Annotated in this window: 8 protein-coding genes; 2 read left to right on the top strand and 6 right to left on the bottom strand. The window is 76.5% G+C overall.

Annotated features, from left to right (window positions below; genetic code table 11):
- Positions 1-768: 768 nt before the first annotated feature.
- Entirely contained in the window at positions 769-1,437 is a 669-nt protein-coding gene (locus ACGFZL_RS13055; protein ID WP_355171299.1) for a response regulator transcription factor, read from the top strand.
- Positions 1,425-2,210, top strand: coding sequence for a thioesterase II family protein (locus ACGFZL_RS13060; protein ID WP_393691111.1), 786 nt, complete (start codon positions 1,425-1,427; stop codon positions 2,208-2,210). Before ACGFZL_RS13055 ends, ACGFZL_RS13060 begins: the two co-directional genes overlap by 13 nt.
- An 8-nt stretch (positions 2,211-2,218) precedes the next feature.
- Here the strand turns inward: ACGFZL_RS13060 and ACGFZL_RS13065 are convergent, their stop codons facing one another.
- Genes ACGFZL_RS13065 through ACGFZL_RS13090 form a run of 6 tightly spaced genes read right to left on the bottom strand, consistent with a single transcriptional unit; the run spans position 2,219 to position 18,410 of the window.
- On the bottom strand, positions 2,219-3,178 hold the full coding sequence (locus tag ACGFZL_RS13065; RefSeq protein ID WP_393691236.1) for a kinase: 960 nt from the start codon (positions 3,176-3,178) through the stop codon (positions 2,219-2,221).
- A 2-nt stretch (positions 3,179-3,180) separates the two neighbouring features.
- Positions 3,181-6,510 carry an amino acid adenylation domain-containing protein gene (locus ACGFZL_RS13070; protein ID WP_393691113.1) on the bottom strand — a complete coding sequence of 1,110 codons (3,330 nt, stop codon included), beginning with the start codon at positions 6,508-6,510 and terminating at the stop codon, positions 3,181-3,183.
- Entirely contained in the window at positions 6,507-7,808 is a 1,302-nt protein-coding gene (locus ACGFZL_RS13075) for an ATP-grasp domain-containing protein (protein ID WP_393691115.1), read from the bottom strand. Before ACGFZL_RS13075 ends, ACGFZL_RS13070 begins: the two co-directional genes overlap by 4 nt.
- Positions 7,805-9,283 (bottom strand): argininosuccinate lyase, encoded by a 1,479-nt coding sequence (locus tag ACGFZL_RS13080; RefSeq protein ID WP_393691117.1) that lies wholly within the window; start codon positions 9,281-9,283, stop codon positions 7,805-7,807. Before ACGFZL_RS13080 ends, ACGFZL_RS13075 begins: the two co-directional genes overlap by 4 nt.
- A complete protein-coding gene (locus ACGFZL_RS13085) occupies positions 9,280-10,350 on the bottom strand; it encodes a pyridoxal-phosphate dependent enzyme (RefSeq protein ID WP_393691119.1) in 1,071 nt (356 codons plus the stop codon). Before ACGFZL_RS13085 ends, ACGFZL_RS13080 begins: the two co-directional genes overlap by 4 nt.
- Positions 10,347-18,410: an amino acid adenylation domain-containing protein gene (locus tag ACGFZL_RS13090; RefSeq protein ID WP_393691121.1), complete on the bottom strand. Its 8,064-nt coding sequence runs from the start codon at positions 18,408-18,410 to the stop codon at positions 10,347-10,349. The genes ACGFZL_RS13085 and ACGFZL_RS13090 overlap by 4 nt, the downstream gene beginning before the upstream one ends.
- Positions 18,411-18,476: the final 66 nt, after the last annotated feature.

Genomic DNA, 18,476 nt, shown 5'->3' on the forward strand with positions numbered 1-18,476 from the left:
GGTACCGGCCTCCATCGGGCACACGGAGGCGGATGTGCGCGGGCTGCATCCCCAGCAAGATGCTCGGCGCGACCGCCGACGTCGCGTCGCGAGCGTGCCTTCGGGCGCCTGTACGATGCGGTGCGCGAGCGGTGGGACCTGCGCCTGGGCCGCGAACCGACCTCCGTGGGCGGCCGTCCCGGCGCACTGCGGCTCACCCTCGGCGACGGCAGCGAGGTCGAGGCCGACGTCCTGCTGGTCGCCGTGGCGCGGCGCCCCGACAGCGACCGCCTCGACGTGGACCGGGCGGGCGTGAAGACGGGGCGACGACGGGCGGGTCATCGTCGACGAGCGGCTGCGCACCAGCGCCGAGGGCGTCTGGTCGCTGGGCGCCCTGTCCACGCCCGTGCCGCTCACGCGGACGTCGCCTACGGCTGGGCCCTCCAGGAGCCCCGCGGCTTCTGCAAGGTCCTCGCCGACCGGCGTACCGGCCGTCTTCTGGGCGCCCATCTGCTGGGGCCGCAGGCGGGACCTGCCGGCCGCCGACGCTCCGGAAGGAGACTGAGGCGGACGCCATGGACCCGGTCGCCGAGTGGAACGCGGCGCGCCGGGACCGGTCGGTGGCGGACCTGCTCGTGGGCTCCCTGGGCGCCCCCTTTCCGCCCCGCCGCCCGAAGTTGCCGGGGCGCTGCCTGGTCGCCGGGCGGCCGCGCTGTGAGCATCGGGAGCGTCACGCCCCGCCGACGGCGCGGCTGACCCGACAGGAAGGGCAGGGAGTTGAGTATTCGAGTGCTCTTGGCAGTCCCCTCGTCGATGATGCGCTTCGGGCTGCGCACCGCCCTGGACGCCGAGGCGGACATCACGGTGGCCGGCGAGGCCGCCACCGGGGACGAGTCCGTGCGCGCGGCCAAGGAGCTGGACCCCGACGTCGTGGTGTGCGAGCCCGACTTCGCCGACATGGACGGCCTCGACGTGGTGCGGGCCGTGCGCGACGGCGGCCGGGGGCTGGGCGCCCCCGGCGTCGTCATGATCGTCCCGGACGGGTGGCAGCACCCCCTGCAGGCCGTGGGCGCGGGGGTGAGCGGGCTGCTGGCGCGCGACAGCCGGCCCGAGGAGGCGGCGCGGGCCGTGCGCGTCCTGGCGGGCGGCAACGCGTTCATCGCGCCGGAGGTCACCCGCGAGGTGTTCGGCTGGATGCGCAACCGGCCCTGTCCGCCCGGTCCCGAGCTGCCGCCGGACCTGCTCACGCAGCGGGAGCGGGAGATCCTCGCCCACCTCGCGGACGGCATGTCGAACATCGAGATCTCGAAGCAGCTGCACATCGTCGAGCCGACCGTGAAGTACCACGTCTCGCAGCTGCTGCGGAAGCTCGGCCTGCGCGACCGGTTGCAGGCGGTGGTCTTCGCCTACCAGCACGACCTGTTCGGGCGGGGGGCGGTGCAGCCGTGCGAGACGTGACACGGGAGCGTGGGGCCGCCGAAGCGTGGCTGCCGTGGACGGACGGTCCGCCGCGGGCGGGCCTGCGGCGGGTCTTCTGCCTGCCCTACGCGGGCGGTGCGGCGGCCGGGTACCGGTCGTGGACGGAGCGGGCCGAGGCGTACGGGATCGAGGTGGTGCCGGTCGAGCTGCCGGGCCGCGGGACCCGCTGGACGGAGGAGCCGGTCGCGGCCATGGACCGGCTCGTGGACGCGCTGAACCGGGAGGTGTTCGCCCGGCAGACGGAGCCGTTCGCGCTGTTCGGGCACAGCATGGGCGCGCACATCGCGTTCGCCGTCGCGGCGGCCCTGGAACAGGAGGCCGGGGACCCGGACGGCGCGGGCGGGCTGTGTCACCTGTTCGTCTCGGCGTGCCGGGCGCCCGGCGTGTCTCCGCCGCGGCTGCTGCACGCCCTGCCCGACGACGCCCTCCTCGCCGCGCTGGGCGACATGGGCGGCACACCGCCGGAGGTGCTGGGCAACGCCGAGCTGATGGGGTTCGCGCTGCCCATGATCCGCGCGGACCTCACCCTCCTGGAACGCTGGCGGCCGGAGCCCGGCCTGCGGATCGCGTGTCCGGTGACCGCGTTGGGCGGCGACGACGATCCGCTGGCCGGGCCGGCGACGCTGGGCGCGTGGCGCGAGTTCACCCGCGCCTCCTTCGCGCACCGGGTCTTCGCCGGTGACCACTTCTACCTGCGCGAGCACATGGGCGCGATCCTCCACGAGATGGGCCGGTCGCTGCCGCCGCGCTGACGCTCTCCTCAGCCCTCCCCCCGGGTGCCGGTCGCCGTGCGGCGGTCGTCGAAGCCGAGGGTGCGGTGCAGGGTGACCTCGTGGCCGAGGTCGGCGCAGGCGTCCAGGGTGGCGGCGAACCGGCTGCGGTAGCCCGGGTCGCCGGGGTCCAGGACGATGCCCAGCATGGTGCCGCTGTGGGCGGCGGTGACGCCGACGGCGCCCACGTCCAGCGCGATCCGCAGGACCGCCTCCAGGGCCCGCTTGGGGCAGCGGTCCTGGTTCAGCAGGGCGCTGCGGGTGGCGAGCGCGCCGACGGCGCGCAGGTCGCGGCGGGCCACGGCGTCCGTCATGCGCTCCAGCAGAGCGGCGTACTCCTGGCGCCGGCCCCGGCCGAAGGGCGGCAGGGCGCGGTTGAAGGCGACCGTGTCGATCTCGCCGCCCTCGTCGACCCCGACGATCACCGCCTCGGGCAGGCTGCCGAGCCGGGAGCGCAGGCGTACGGCCCGGTGGTCGAAGGCGACGACGCCGGGGTGGAGCACGCCGTCCGTCGGTTCGATGTGGGCGAGCAGCCGCTCCAGGAGGGGCTCGGGCAGCGGGACGGACAGCGCGTTGGCGACGGCGCGGGCGGTGGCCACCAGGTCGGCGGAGGAACTCGCGAAGCCCTTGCCCTCCGGAAGGTCGCCGTCGAGGACGAGGTCGCCGTCCGGGGGCGCGCCGAAGGTCTCCAGGACGGCCGTCGCCATGCGCCGCGCCTTGCTCTTGTGCGCGGGCACCACCCGTACGCCGCTGCCGGGGGTCCCCCGGGTGAAGCGGGCGGTGGCCCAGCGGGCGATGGGCAGGGTGACGAGGAAGTCGCCGTCGTCGCCGCCGGAGGGGGGCAGGGCGCCCTGGAGGAGTTCGCCGAAGGTGCCGTAGCAGGTGCTGACGCCGACGGCGCGGCGGTGGCCGGGTGCGGGCGTGGCGGCGCGGGTCAGGGTGCCGGTCATGGTCACGCCGACCGCCGTCCGGTGCCGTGGGCCGCCGGGGCCGGGAGTCCGGCGAGGGCCTTCAGGACCGGTTCGGCGGCGTGCTCGGGGGCGGTGCGCGGGAAGGAGTGGCCGCCGTGGTCGAGGCGGTGGTGGAGGGTGGCGGCGGCGACCCGGTCCCAGCCGTGGGCGCGGGCCCGGTCCTCGGGGATGCCGGGGTCGTCGGCGGCGGTGATCACGACGACGGGCGTGCGCAGGGGCGGCGCGGCGCCCTCTTGGAGCGCGGCCAGGTAGTGGTGGGCGGTGACGACGTCGTGGCGGTAGGCGCGGCCGAGGACCCCGGCGCGTTCGTCCTTGAGCAGGTCCAGTTCGACGTAGGCGGTGTCGTCGTGCAGCAGGGCCACGATCCGCTGGTCGGTGAGGGCCGCGATCCCGGCGGCCTCCTCGCGCAGGCCGGCGGGGTCGTCGAGCAGGGCGGCGGCGAGCAGGAGACCGGCGGCGGGGCGGCCGGCCTCTTCCAGGGCGCGGGCGAGGGCGAGGGCGGGCGCGGCGCCCGCGCACTGGCCCCAGACCAGCACGGGCCCGTCGGCGGGGGCCAGGTCGCGCAGCGCGCGGCGGGCCGTCTCCTCGGGGCCGATCAGCGCCTCCCCGGGGCGGGCGACGTCGTGGCCGGGCGGTTCGGCGGCCAGGACGGTGACGCCCTCGGGGGCCAGGGCGGCGGCCAGGCCCTGGAAGTTGACGGCGTTGCCGCCGGCGTAGGGGAAGCACACCAGGGTGGCCCGGGGGTGTGCGGGCCCCGGCAGCGGCTGGAGGAGCGGCAGGTGCCCCTCGTCGCCGTCCTTCGGGGTGTCCGCGGCGCCGGTGTGCTCGTCGACGGCGGCGGCGACCTCGCGCAGCGTCGGCCCGGCCATCAGCCGGCGCAGCGAGACGGCCCGGTCGAGGCCGACGAGCATCCGGACCGCGGACAGGGAGGTGCCGCCGTGCCGGAAGAAGTCGTCGCCCCGTCCGATGCGGCCGACCGGGATGCCCAGGGTCTCCGCCCAGAGGGCGGCCAGCCGGCGTTCGGTCGGTGTGGCCAGCGGTTCGTAGGCGTCGGCCTCCTGGCGCAGGCGCGCGGCGCGGGCCGTCAGGCGCAGCTTGTCGATCTTGCCGTTCTCGTTGAGGGGGAGCCGGTCCACGCGGTGGAAGTAGGACGGGATCATGTAGTCGGGCAGGCTCGCGGCGAGGAAGTCGCGCAGGTCGGCGGCTTCCACCGGGTCCGCGGGGGTGGCCGTGTCGTGGTCGGCGTAGAAGGCGGTGAGGCTGCGGCCGCCGCCGGGGTGCGACTCGATGACGACGGCCGCCTGGCCGACGGACGGCATGCAGGTGAGCCGGTTCTCGATCTCGCCGATCTCGATGCGGTAGCCGCGGATCTTGACCTGTTCGTCGCGGCGGCCCAGGTACTCGATCTCGCCCTCCGGCAGCCAGCGGCCGAAGTCGCCCGTGCGGTAGAGGCGGGAGCCGGGCCGGTGCGGGTCGGCGGTGAAGGCGCGCGCGGTGCGCTCGGGGTCGTTGATGTAGCCGCGGCCGACGCTGACTCCGGAGAAGACGATCTCGCCGGGGGCGCCGAGCGGCACCAGGCGCAGCTGTTCGTCGACGACGTACGTCGCCACGTTGCGGCGGCTGGTGCCGACGGTGACGAAGTCCCGTACCGGCGGGGCGTGCAGGATGCCGTGCATGGTGTCGTCGCAGACCTCGGTGGCCCCGTAGCAGTTGACCAGGGTGATCCCGGGGTGCAGGGCGAACCAGCGGCGGACCAGTTCGTCGCGCAGGGCCTCGCCGGTGACGGCGAGGGTCTTGAGGTCGCCGAGCGGGCGCGGGTGGCGTTCGAGGTGGGTGAGCAGCACGTCGAGGTAGGACGGCACGACCTGGACGACGTGGACGCCGCCGGCGGCGATCCGGTCGACGAACCGGCCCACGTCGAGCTGGACGCCGGTGTCGATGATCTCGGTGGTGCCGCCCACCAGGAGCGGCGCCACCAGCTGCCACAGGGAGATGTCGAAGCACTGGGAGGCGGTCTGGGTGACGGTGTCCCCGGCCCGCACGTCCATGTCCTCGATCTTCATCGCGAGGTGGTTGAGCATCCCCGCGTGCTCGCACATGGCGCCCTTGGGGGTGCCGGTGGAGCCGGAGGTGAAGTAGACGTAGGCGAGGTGGTCGGGGGCGAGGGGGAGGCCCGGGTCGGTGTCGGCGACCGTGCCGGATCCGGTGCCGGCGTCGGACTCGGACTCCGTGAGCAGGATCGCGCAGTCGCGGCCGGCCTCCTTAGCGGCGGTGTGCAGCAGAGCCCGGGCGGCGGGTTCCGCGATGGCGAACCGGCAGTCACTGCGCTCCAGTTGGGTGGCGACGCGGGCGGCGGGGAAGTCGGGGCGTACGGGCAGGTAGGCGCCGCCGGCCTTGAGCACGCCGAGTACGGCGGACAGCCACTCCAGGGTGCGGTCGGCCGCCACCGCGACCACGTCCTGCGGGGCGAGGCCCGCGGCGAGGAGGCGGTGCGCGATCCGGTTGGCGCGGCGGTTCAGTACGGCGTACGTCCAGGCCCGGTCGCCGTGGACGGCGGCGACGGCGTCGGGCACGCGTGCCACCTGCGCCTGGAACAGTTCGGCGAACGTGCTCTCGCTCAGGGGGTGTTGTGGCCCGGCCAGGGCGTCGCGCTGGTACGCCGCCTCCTCGGCGGTCAGCAGGCTCTGCTCGTGGTGGCCCGCGTCCGGGTCGGCGGTCAGCAGCCGCAGGGCGGTCAGCTGGTAGCCGGCGACCCGCTCGGCGAAGTCGCGCCGCAGCGCCTCCTGGCGGTGGGTGACGCGCAGGGAGGGGCCGTCGGCTCCGGTGACGTGGGCGACCCGCAGGACGACGTGCGGCTCCGGCGTGTCGTCGGGGTCCGGGCCGCCGTGCGGCGCACCGAGGTCGAGGAGGGTCTCGGCGGGGTCGTCGGACGACTCCGCCGCGCCCGGGGCGGCCTCGGCCGCGGTGACGGCGGCCTGGGCGGTGGCCAGCACGGCGCGCCACGGCCCGTCGGCGAGGACGGCGTGGCAGCGGGCCGCCGGGGCGCCGGGGCGCGGTCGCAGCCCGGTGACGATCTCGCGTTCGGAGGCGAGCGCGGCGATCACCTTCAGGTGGGCGGCGAGGAGAACGGCCTGCGGTGCGACGCCCTCGGCGGCGGCGAGGTCGCGCACCGCGCGGGCCAGTTCCTCGGGCACGGGGACACTCACCTGGCCGGTCCCGGGGGCCGGGGCCGGGCCGGGGGTGGTCCAGCGGCCGATGACGGTCGCCGGAGTCCGCTCGGTCGGCGCGGTGGGGGTGGCGGTCTCGCTCATGGCGTCCTCTCGGGTGCGGTGGTGACGGTGAGCAGGCGCGCGGCGTGTGCGGCGCGGTCCGCGGCGGTGCGGGCGGTGGTGGGGGCCGCCGGGTCGGCGGAACCGGCGGGGTCGGTGAGGTCGGCCGGGTCGGTGGCGAGGGCGTAGCCGACGCGGTCGCGGAAGGAGTGGGTGAGGGTGATCCGCTCGCCGGGAGCCGTGGTGAACTCGGCGTGGGCGACGCCGGGGACGGCGCGCGCGGCGTCGAGTCCGCCGAGCGCGGTCACCGTGCCGGCCTCCCGCGCGACGGCGAACCGGATGGCGGTACGGGCCCTGGGCCGCGCCCTCAGGTCCGGGGAGCGGCCGACGGCCCGTGCGACGGTGGCGGACACCAGGTCGAAGCCGCTGCCGAGGCGGACCAGGGCCGGGATCATGCCGCCCGCGGGCCGGGGGTTGACCTCGATGACGACGGGTCCGTCCGGGCCGACACGCAGTTCGGTGTGGGCGGCGCCCCAGCCGAGGCCGAGCGCGGCGAGGGCGGCGAGGGCGGCGTCGGCGAGCGCGGCCGTGAGCGCGCCCGGCACGTCGGCGGGGAAGTCGTGGCCGGTCTCGACGAAGTGCGGTGCGGGGCCGAGGTGTTTGGCGACGACGGCGACCGGGGTGGTGTCGAAGGTCTCGACGGAGTACTCCGGGCCGTCGACGTAGCGCTCCACCAGCGCCCGGCGGGGCACCGGCCGGCCGCGTTCGTCGGTGGCGGCGGCGAGGAGTCCGGTCACGTGCCGGTGGAGGCTGTCGGGGCCGGGGCACAGCCGTACGCCGACCGAGCCGGAGCCGGTGGTGGGTTTGGCGACGACCGGATAGCCGAGCGCGCGGGCCGCGTCCAGGGCGGCGTCCGGGCCGGTGACGGTGCGGAAGCCGGGGGCGAGGCCGGCGGTGGCGAGCGCGGCGCGCTGGAGGTCCTTGCGGCGGCAGCGGGCGATCGCGTCGGCGTCGGGGGCGGGCAGGTCCAGGGCGGCGGCCGTCGCGGCGGCGGTGGCGACGTAGTACTCGGAGCTGGAGGTGACACCGCTCAACCCGCCCGGCGCACCGACGAGTTCATCGGCCGCCTTCCGCACGGCGGCCGGGTCCTCGGTGTCGACGGGCAGGTGGTCGACCCCGTCCGTGGCCAGGTACGGGTAGCGCTCGGGGCGGGCGGTCAGTACGACGGGCCGCAGGCCCAGGTGCCGGGCGGCGGCGGCGAACTCCCGCCCCGAACCGGTGGTGTTGCTCTCCACCAGGGCCAGGACGGGCGGCGGCGCGGGGTGCGGGGTGCCGGTCATCGGCGGGCACCCCCGGCGGCGGGGGCCGGGCGGCGGGTCAGGCGCGCGGCGACGGCCTCGTCCAGGGCGGCGCCGGCGGTGGCCAGGGCGGCGCGGCGGCGGGCGGCGCGGTCCGCGTGGGCCCGGCAGTCCGCCAGGGCGTCCGCGAACACGGCGTCGAAGTCGCCGGGACCGCCCGCCCTCTGACGCATCGTCAGGAACGTCAACGACAGTTCGGTGTCGGCCAGTTCGGGCGGCAGGTCCGCGCGCGTCAGCCGGGTGTCGCCGCGTTCCACGGCGCGGCGCACGGCGTCGCCGACGTCGCGGTGCGCGGTGCGGAACGGCACCCCCTCCCCCACCAGCAGGTTGGCGAGCGCCGTCGCACCCACGAAGCCCTCCTGCGCGCGGCGCAGCATCCGCTCCGGGACCGGGCGCGCGCCCAGCACCAGGCTCTGGGCCAGTTGCACCGTGTCGGCGACCGCGCGCAGTCCTGGCCCGGTCGCGCCGATCGCCTCGGTACCCACCTCGATGGAGTTGGTGAACGGGGTGGAGCGGGTCATCGAGGCGGCCGTCGTCCACGCCCCGATGGCCGTCGCGGCGCGCGCCTTGACGTGCTCCAGCAGGAACGCGTTGCGCTTCTGCGGCATGGCGGAGCTGCCGCCGACGAGCCGGTCGGGGAAGGTGACGAAGCCGAACTCGGTGGTGCTCCACAGCTGGAGGTCTGTGCCGAGCCGCGACACGGTCAGCGCCGCCCCGGCCGCCGCCGCGAGGGCCCGCAGCGCGGTGTCGCGGCTGGCGACCGCGTCCAGGGCGTGCCGGGCCGGTCCGGCGAAGCCGAGCAGCCCGGCCACCCGTGCCGGGTCGATGGGCAGTTCGGAGCCCGCGGCGGCGGCCGCGCCCATCGGGCAGCGGTCCAGGCCGCGGGCCGCGTCGTCGAGCGCCGTGATGTCACGGCCGAGGGCCAGTGCGATACCCGCCAGGTAGTAGCCGTAGGTGATGGGCAGCGCGGCCTGGTAGTGGGTGTGCACCGGCATCAGCACGTCCCGGTGGGCGCGGGCGCGGGCGAGCAGCACGGCCTGGAGGCGGACGAGTTCGCCGCCCAGGCCCGCGAGGGTGGTGCGCAGGTCCATGGCCTGGACAGTGGCCTTGAGGTCGTTGCGGGAGCGGCCGGTGTGCAGCCGCCCGCCGACCTCCGCGCCGAGGTGGGCGATCAGGTGGTTCTCGTAGGCGAGGTAGAGGCCGCGCGGGGTGGGCGCGTGGTGCAGCGGGGCGAACTGCTCGGCGCGCAACCGCTCGATGCGGGCCAGGAGAGCCGCGGCGTCCTCGGGGCCGACGAGCCCGCGCTCGGTGAGCATGACCAGGTGGGCCCGGTCGACGGTGCTCGTCAGGGCGAGTTCGCGGCCGATCTCCTCGGGGGTGGGCCGCCCGTAGACGAGGCGCTGGGTGCGGCGGCCGACCGTGGTGGTGAGCCGGCCCGGCGCGGTCGCGGTGCTCATCGCAGGGCTCCCGCCTCGACGGCGCGCCGGGGCCGGCTGCGGCCGGTGGCGTCCTCGAAGGCACGCCGGCGCCAGGCGAAGCGGCTCCACGCGGTGGCCGGCACGGTCGGGTCGGTGACCTCGGCCGGGGCCTGCGGCAGGACGTCCGGGCGCAGGCCCCGCGCGGCGAGCCAGGTGTCGTCGTAGACGGTCTCCTGGTAGCGGTAGCCCTCGTCGGGCAGCATCACGACGCAGCGGGCGTCGGGGTTGCGGGCCGCCCACCAGCGGCCCACCAGATACGCGGCTCCGCTGGTCGGGCCCTGGAAGAGGGCGTGCTCGCGGTGCAGCCGGCGGGTGGCGGCGTAGGCCTCGCCGACGGTGCACCAGTGGACCTCGTCGAAGACGGTGTGGTCGAGGTTGGCGGGCATCAGGCTGTTGCCGAGGCCGCGCAGGGCCCGGCTGCCGTCGTCGTGCCCGAAGAGAACGCTGCGGTGGGTGTCGACGCCGACGGCGGCGACGCCGGGGCGCGCCGAGCGCAGCGCGCCGACGGTGCCGCACATCGAGCCGCCGGAGCCGACCGGGCCGATCACGCAGTCGACCGGGCCGACGGTGGCCGCCATGTGCTCGGCGACGATCGCGTACGAGGCCGGATTGTCCGGGTTGGTGTACTGCTCGGGGCAGAACGTGTCGGGGTTCTCGGCGCGGACCTCGGCGAGCCGGCGCAGCCGGGCCTCCTGGTACCCGCCGACGGGCGCGGGCTGTTCGCACATCTCGATGCGGGTGCCGAGGTCGAGGAGGCGGCGGCGCAGGTTGGCGTCCAGGACCGGGTCGCTGACCAGGGTGAGGCGGCGGCCGAGCAGGGCGGCCTGCATGGCCAGGGCCAGGCCGAAGGTGCCGGAGGTGGTCTCCACGATCTCGGTGTCGGGGCCCAGGTCGCCGCGTTCGACGGCCTTGAGCAGGATGTGGCGGGCCGGCACCAGTTTCATCAGCGAGAAGGAGGCGCCGTAGAGGTTGTCCCCCAGGCGGATCATCCTCGGCAGGAGCTGGGCCTGCGTGATCTCTTGGAACGCGGTGTCGACGGCGGTCATGCGGACCCCTTGTCTGCGGGTGCGTGGTCTGCGGGTGTGTGGGCGGACGGCCCGGGGCGGGCCGCTGGTCCGGTGCCGGTACCGGTGGCCGCGCCGGCGGTGAGCGTCTCGACGGCGTGGTCCCATCGCGCGGCCAGCGCGTGGATGTCGCACGCGTCGAACAGGCTGGCGGGCCAGCTCCAGGTCGTCTCCAGGCGGACCGTGTCCCCGTCCGCCACGGCCAGCGCGGACAGTTCGAGGCTGTGCGACACGGGCGTCGCCGGGTCGACGCCGCTGTCGAGGACGGAGTCGGGGGCCGGCGTCCAGTCTCGGGCCGCCGCGGCGGTGAACCGGCCGAGATAGTTGACGCCGATCTGGGCGGGCGGCAGGCGGCGCAGGCGTGGCGCGGTCGCGGGGTTGAGGTGGCGCAGCAGGCCGTAGCCGAGGCCGTCGGCGGGGGTGGCGGTGTGCGCGCGGTGCGCGTCGCGCAGGGCGGCGGCCGGGTCCCGGTCGGGGGCCAGCCGCACCGGCAGGAAGTCGGTGAACCAGCCGACGGTACGGGACAGGTCGAGGTCGTCGCGGAACTCCTGCCGGCCGTGTCCCTCCAGCTCGACGACGAGCGGGCCGGTGGGCCGCCCGGTGTCGTGCCGCCATGCGGCGACGGCGGCGCCGACGGCGGCCAGCAGGAGCGTGTCGGTTGTCGTGTCCAGGGCGGCGGGTGCCGGGCCGAGCAGGGCCCGGGTGGTCGCCTCGGACAGGGAGGTGGTGTGGTGGCGGACGGTGCCGAAGGTGTCGCGGCCGGGATCGACCGGCCGGTGCGCGAGCAGTGGCCCCGGATCGGCCAGCACCCCTTCCCACCACGGCAGTTCGGCGAGGCGTGCGGGGGTGCGGGCCTCGGTGTGCAGCGCCTGGGCCCAGGCGCGGTAGGAGGTGCCGACGGCGGCGGGCGTGGTGGGCAGGCCGTCCCGGGCCGCCTGCCAGGCCCGTTCCAGGTCACCGGAGAGGATGCGCCAGGAGACCCCGTCAACAGCCAAGTGGTGAATGAGCAACAGCAGTTGCCCGGCCTCACCGGGTCCGGCGTCGAACCAGGTGGCGGTGGCCATCCGCCCGGTGACGGAGTCCACCCGCCGGGCGGCGCGCTCGCTCTCCCGGGCGTGGACCGCGCGCAGGTCCGCCTCGCTCAGCCCCTGGCAGTCGACGCGTACGAGGTCGGTGAGGGTGCCGGCGAGGTCGGCGGGCAGGACCTCCAGCACGGGTCGGGTGTCGGCGTGCGGGTCGGTGGCGGCTCGCGGACCGGAGTCGGCGTGCGGGGCGGGAGCGGCCCGCGGATCAGGGGCGGCCTGCCGGTCGGGAGCGGTCCCCGTGTCCTGGGTGAGGCGCAGGCGCAGGGTGTCGTGGTGCCGGACCAGGGTGCGCAGCGCGTCGCGCAGGGTCTGCTCGGTGGCCGCGGCCGGGGTGCGCAGCAGGACCGACTGGCAGAACGGTTCGGCGCCGCGCAGGGTCTCCAGGTAGAAGTCGATGATCGGGGTGCGGGGGGCGCGGCCCTGCGAGGGTTCGGCGGACCGGGTCTCGTGCGGTGCGTCGTCGGGGGCGGGCCGCCGGGCGATCCGGGCGAGGGCGGCCGGTGTCTTGTGCCGGTAGATGTCCCTGGGGCGCAGCAGGAGGCCGGACTTCCGGGCGCGGCTGATGAGCTGGATGGACAGGATGCTGTCGCCGCCGAGGCGGAAGAAGTCGTCGTCGGCACCGGCCCGGGGCAGGCTCAGGATGTCGGCGAACAGGGCGCACAACAGGCGTTCGGTGCCGGTGGCCGGTTCGCGGTGGCCGGCTCCGGCGGCGAAGTCCGGTTCGGGCAGGGCGGCGCGGTCCGTCTTGCCGTTGCCGGTCAGCGGCAGGGCGTCGAGGACGACGACCGCACTCGGCAGCAGGTGGGCGGGGAGCGTCTCGGCGAGCCGGTCGAGGACGGCGGGGCCGTCGAGGGCGGTGCCCGGGGCGGGGACGACGTAGCCGAGCAGCCGCTTGTCGCCGCCGGGACCGGGGCGGGCCACGGCCGCCGCCTGGGCGACGCCCGGGTGCCCGGCCAGGGCCGCCTCGACCTCGCCGAGTTCGACGCGGTGGCCGCGGATCTTGACCTGGGCGTCGGTGCGCCCCAGGTAGACGACCTGGCCGTCGGCGCGGCGGCGGCCCCGGTCCCCGGTGGCGTACATCCGCGAGCCCGGCGGCCCGAACGGGTCGGGCACGAAGCGCTCGGCGGTGGTGGCGGGCCGGCCCAGGTAGCCGCGCGCCAGGCCGTCCCCCGCCAGGTAGAGCTCGCCGGCGGTGCCGGGCGGGACGAGGCCGAGTCCGGCGTCGAGGAGATGGGCGCGGAGGTTGCCCATCGGGGTGCCGATGACCGGTTCCGGGAAGTCCGCGACGGGCGCGGTGAGGGCGTAGACGGTGGATTCGGTGGGGCCGTACAGGTTGACGGACCGGACCTCGGGGTGGGTGCGCAGCCGCTGCCACAGGCCGGGCGGGACCTCCTCGCCGGCGATGAGCAGGAGGTCCACGGCGGAGTGGGCCGACAGGAGCCCGGCGTCGAGGAGCTGGGCCAGGTAGGTGGGGGTGAGGCTGAGGACCGAGACGTCGTGCGCGTGGAGGTAGGAGACCAGGAGGTCGGCGCTGAAGCGGGTGTCGGCGTCGATCAGGTGCAGTTCGTGGCCCGCCACCATCCAGAACAGGCCGTCCAGGGACACGTCGAAGGACCACGAGGTGGTGTGCGCGACGCGGCGCCGCCGCCGGTGCGGTTGCCCCATCGCCGGGCAGGTGCGGTCGCGCATCGCCGCGAACAGGTTGGTGAGGGCCCGGTGTTCGACGACGACACCTTTGGGGCGTCCGGTGGAGCCCGAGGTGTAGATGACGTAGGCGGGGTGTGCCGGGTGGACGGCGGCGCGGCGGTCGCGGTCCGTCAGGTTCTGGGGGGCCTGCTCCGCCAGGGCGGCACGGGTGTCCGGGGCGTCGAGGGTGAGGCGGGGGGTGCCGGTCGCGGGGACGTGCCCGGCGGCGGCCGTCTCGGTGACGACCAGGGCGGCCCGCGAGTCCGCGCACAGGTAGGCGATGCGCTCCGCCGGGTAGTCCGGGTCGACCGGCACGTACGCCGCGCCCGTCTTCAGGACGGCCAGCAGGGCCACCACCATCGAGGCGGCGCGCGGCAGTACCAGCGCCACCCGCTGTTCGGGGCCGGCGCCGCGGTCGGCGAGGAGGCGGGCGAGGCGGTTGGCGGCGGCGTTCAGCTCGCCGAAGGTGAGCCGGGTGCCGTGGCAGACCAGGGCGGTGACGTCCGGTTCGGCGGCGGCCCGGTCCTCGAACACCTCGACGACGGAGCGGTCCGGCACGCCGAGCGCGGTGTCGTTCCAGTCGTGCGTCAGCGTCCGCCGCTCGTGCGGTGAGAGAATGTCGAGGCGGGACAGCGGTGCGTCGGGCTCGCGCACCACGTGCGCCAGGACCCGGGTGAACCGTTCGGCCAGCGTCGCCGCCGTCGCCCGGTCGAAGAGGTCCTCGGCGTACTCGACGACGCCGCGCAGCCCGGCGGGGGTCTCGGCGATGCCGATGTTCAGGTCGTACTTGGCGGTGTCGCCGTCGGCCGGGACGGGACGGACCGTCAGCCCCGGCAGCTCCACGGCGGCGTCGGCGGTCTGCTCCAGCTGGACGCCGACCTGGAAGAGGGGGTTGCGGCCCGCCTCCCGCGCCGGGTTGACGGCTTCCACGACCCGCTCGAACGGCACGTCCTGGTGGGCGTAGGCGGCGAGGTCGGCGGTCCGGCCGCGGGCGAGCAGGTCCCGGAAGGTGGGGTCGCCGCTGAGGTCGGCGCGGAAGACGAGGGTGTTGATGAAGCAGCCGACGAGGTCGTCGAGGGCGGCGTCGGCGCGGCCCGCCACCGGGGTGCCGATCGCGATGTCCTCGCCGGCGCCCAGCCGCCGCAGCAGCGCGGTCAGGGCGGCGCGCACCACCACGAACAGGGTGACCCCGGCGTCGCGGGCCAGCGCGGCGAGTCCCTCGCGCAGGGCGGCGTCCACGTCGAAGGTCACCCGCCCGGCGCGGTGGGTGGGCGCGGCCGGGCGGGGCCGGTCGGCGGGCAGAGCCGTCTCTTCGGGCAGGCCGCGCAGCGCCTCGCGCCAGTACGCCGTCTGCCGGGCGAACGCGCTGTCCGGGTCGGCGGGGTCGCCGAGCAGGTCGCGCTGCCACAGCGTGTAGTCGGCGTACTGCACGGGCAGCGGCGGCAGGTCGGGGGCCCGCCCCGCCAGGCGGGCGGCGTAGGCGGCGCTCAGGTCGCGCCCGAGGGGGCCCAACGACCAGCCGTCGGCGGCGATGTGGTGGAGCAGCAGCACCAGGACGTGCTCCTGGGGGCCGGTGCGGATCAGGCGGGCCCGCAGCGGCAGTTCGGTGGCGAGGTCGAAGGCGTGGACGCGGGCCCGGGCGAGGTGGGCGGGCAGGTCGCCGGGGGAGCATTCGGTGTGCTCCAGGCGCAGCCTCTCGCCGATGTCCCCGGGGGCCGTCACCTTCTGGTGGGGGACGCCGTCGGCGGTCGGGTGGAGGGTGCGCAGCGCCTCGTGCCGCACGACCAGGTCGCGCAGCGCGGCGGCCAGGGCGTCGGTGTCGAGGGGCCCGGTCAGGGCCCAGGCGAGGGGAACGGCGTACGAGCCGGGACGCTCCTCCAGCTGCGACAGGAACCACAGGCCCTGCTGGGCGTGGGAGAGCGGGACGCGGGCGGGCCGGGGGCCGGGGCGCGGCCGGTCGCGGGCCGGGGGGCGGGCGCCGGTGAGCAGGGCGGCGAGGCCGGCGGCGGTGGGCGTGCGGAACACGTCACCGATGGCGAGGTCCGCGCCGAACGCCTCGCGGACACGATGGGTCAGCCGGATCGCGGCGAGGGAGTGGCCGCCGGAGCGGAAGAAGTCGTCGTCGGGGCCGACCGTGGGCACGCCCAGGATGCCGGCGATCAGCTCGCACATGCGGCGTTCGGCCTCGTCGGCCGGTGCGCGGCCGCCGGGGGCCGGGACGGCGGGCGCCGGCAGGGCGCGGCGGTCGACCTTGCCGTTGGCGGTGATCGGCAGGGCGTCCAGGACGACGAGGGCCGAGGGCACGGCGTAGGCGGGCAGCCGCTCGGCGGCGAAGCGGCGCACCTCGTCGGCGAGGGTGTTCGCCGGGGGCGGGTCGGCGGCGCCGTCCCGGGCGACGAGGTAGCCGACGAGCCGGCGTCCGCCGCCCGCGCTGTCGGGCTCGGCGGTCACGACCGCCCGCCCGACGGACGGGTGGGCGGTCAGCGCGGCCTCCACCTCGCCCACCTCGACACGGAAACCGCGGATCTTGACCTGCCCGTCGGCGCGGCCGACGAAGGCGAACAGGCCGTCCCCGGTGCGGCGCGCCAGATCGCCGGTGCGGTACATGCGCTCGCCGGGCGGCCCGAACGGGCAGGGCACGAACCGGTCGGCGGTCAGGGCGGGCTGGGCGACGTAGCCGCGCGCGAGGCCGGACCCGGCGATGTACAACTCGCCGGTCACACCGGTCGGCACCGGTTCCAGCGCGCTGTCCAGCACGTACAGGCGGTTGCCCGCCATGGGGCCGCCCAGCGGGACGGGTCCGTGCGCCGCGTCGGGCGTGTCCATGCCGTGCCGGGCGGCGAACGTGGTCGTCTCGGTGGGGCCGTACCCGTTGTGCACGGTGAGTCCCGGGCACGCCGCCAGGGCGCGGCGGACGGCGTGCGGGGGCACCACGTCGCCGCCGGTCCACACGTCGAGCACGCCGCGCAGGCACTCCGGGCGCTCCTCGGTGACCAGGTCGAACAGGGCGGCCGTCAGCCACAGGCCGGTGACGCCCTGCCCGGCGGTGACCCGGGCCAGGGACGCGGCGTCGACGGGGCCCGGCGGGTGCACGACGACGGTCCGGCCGTTCAGCAGCGGCACCCACAGTTCGTAGGTGGAGGCGTCGAAGGAGTGCGCGGAGTGCAGCAGGACCCGGCGGTGCGCGTCGCCGCGCCAGCACGGGTCGGCGGCGAGCGCGGCGACGTCGCGGTGGCGGACGGCGACGCCCTTGGGCCGTCCGGTGGTGCCGGAGGTGTACATGACGTAGGCGGTGGCGTCGGGGTGGCCGGACGCGGCCTCCGGTGCGCTGTCCGATGTCGTGTCCGGCGCGATGTCCGGTGCGGTGTCCGCGAGGGCGCCCGCGGGCCCGACCGGCAGGACGGTCAGGTGCGCGGGCAGCCGGGTGCCGTCGCGGTCCGTGTCGGTGAGGGCGACGCGCGCGCCGGTCTCGCGGGCCATCAGCCCCACCCGCTCGGCCGGGTGGTCCGGGTGCAGCGGCACGTAGTGCGCGCCCGCCTTGAGGATGCCGAGGAGGGCGACGACCAGGGCGGCGGAGCGTTCCATGTCGACGACCACGGCGTCCTCGCGCCGCACCCCGAGCGCGGTGAGGCGGCGGGCCAGGCGGTCGGCGCGGGCGTCGAGCCCGGCGTAGTCGAGGCGGACCCCGGTGCCGGTGTCGGTGACGGCGGGGGCCGTCGGGTCCTGGGCGGCGCGGGCCGCGAACAGGGCGGGCACGTCGGCGGCGGGGGCCTCGGCGCCCGTCGCCTCGTGCGGGTCCTGCCCGCCGCGCAGCGCCGCGTCCCGCTCGGCGGCCGACAGCGGGCTGACCCGGCCGGCCGCTCGGTCCGGGTCGGCGACGAGCCGGTCCAGGAGGCGTACCAGCCAGCCGGCGATCCGTTCGGCGCTCGCGTGGTCGAACAGGTCCGCCGCGTACTCCACCACGCCGTGCACACCGGCCGGTTCCCCGTCGGGCGACCGCCGCTCGGTGATGCCGAAGCTGAGATCGTACTTGGCCTGCTGCGGGCCGACCGGGTACGGCTGCGTACGCACTCCCGGCCACTCCGCCCGGCCGGCGCCGCCGGGGCCCTCGGGCCCGGCCGTGTCCTGTACGGAGAGCCCGACCTGGAAGAGGGGGGTGCGCCCGGCCACGCGGGGCGGGTTGACGGCCTCCACGACGCTCTCGAAGGGCACGTCCTGGTGTGCCCAGGCGGCGAGGTCGGCGCGCCCGGTGCGGCGCACCAGGTCCCGGAAGGACGGGTCGCCGGAGCAGTCGGTGCGCAGCACCACGGTGTTGACGAAGCATCCGACCAGGTCCTCGACGTCACTGTCGGTGCGGCCCGCGACGACGGAGCCGACTGGGATGTCCGGGCCCGCGCCGAGCCGGTGCAGGAGGGTCGCGAGCCCGGCGTGGAAGGCGGAGAAGACGCTGGTGCGGCAGGTGCGGGCGAGCGCGGCGAGCGCGCGGTGGGTGTCCGCGCCGATCTCGAAGGGGACCACGCCCGAGCGGCGGCCGGGTACCGGGGGCCGGGGCCGGTCGGCCGGGAGTGCGATCTCCTCCGGCAGACCCGTCAACGCTCCCTTCCAGTAGGCGATCTGGGTGGCGAACACGCTGTCCGGGTCGCTCTCGTCGCCGAGGGCGGCGCGCCGGCGCAGGGTGTGCTCGGCGTAGCGCAGGGGCAGCGGCCGCCAGGCGGGCGGGCGGCCTTGGCGGCGGGCGGCGTAGGCGGTGGCCAGGTCGCGGGTCAGGCGGCCGAGGGACCAGCCGTCGGCGGCGATGTGGTGCAGCACGAGGAGGAGGACGTGGTCCTCCGGTCCGCGACGGAACAGGGCGGCGCGGAAAGGGAGTTCCGCGCTCAGGTCGAAGGTGTGGGAGGCGGCCCGGTCGATCGCCCCGGCCGCCTCGGCCGCTGCCGCGCCGGCCTCGAAGGTCGTGAGGTCGAGCAGGTCCCCGGCGGCGGCCACGCTCAGGACGCGCTGGTGGGGGACGCCGTCCACCTCCTCGAACACGGTGCGCAGCGCCTCGTGGCGTACGACGAGGTCCCGCAGCGCGTCCCGGAGCGCGCCCGGGTCGATCCGGCCGGAGAGCCGGGTCGCCCAGGGCAGGTTGTACGTCGCCCCGGCGCCCTCCACCTGGGACAGGAACCACAGGCGGCGCTGGGCGTACGACACCGGAAGGCGCACCGGACGGGCCCCGGAGGGCCGCGTGGTGTCGTGCGGGGGGTGGGCGAGGGAAGCGGTGTCGCGTGGCAAGGGTCGTCCTCCACACATCCGGACGGCAGCGGGCCGTCGTCTTTCGGGGCGGTGGCTTCTGTCGGG

This window comes from Streptomyces sp. NPDC048182 (assembly GCF_043202555.1).
In the GTDB taxonomy this organism is placed as follows: Bacteria; Actinomycetota; Actinomycetes; order Streptomycetales; family Streptomycetaceae; genus Streptomyces.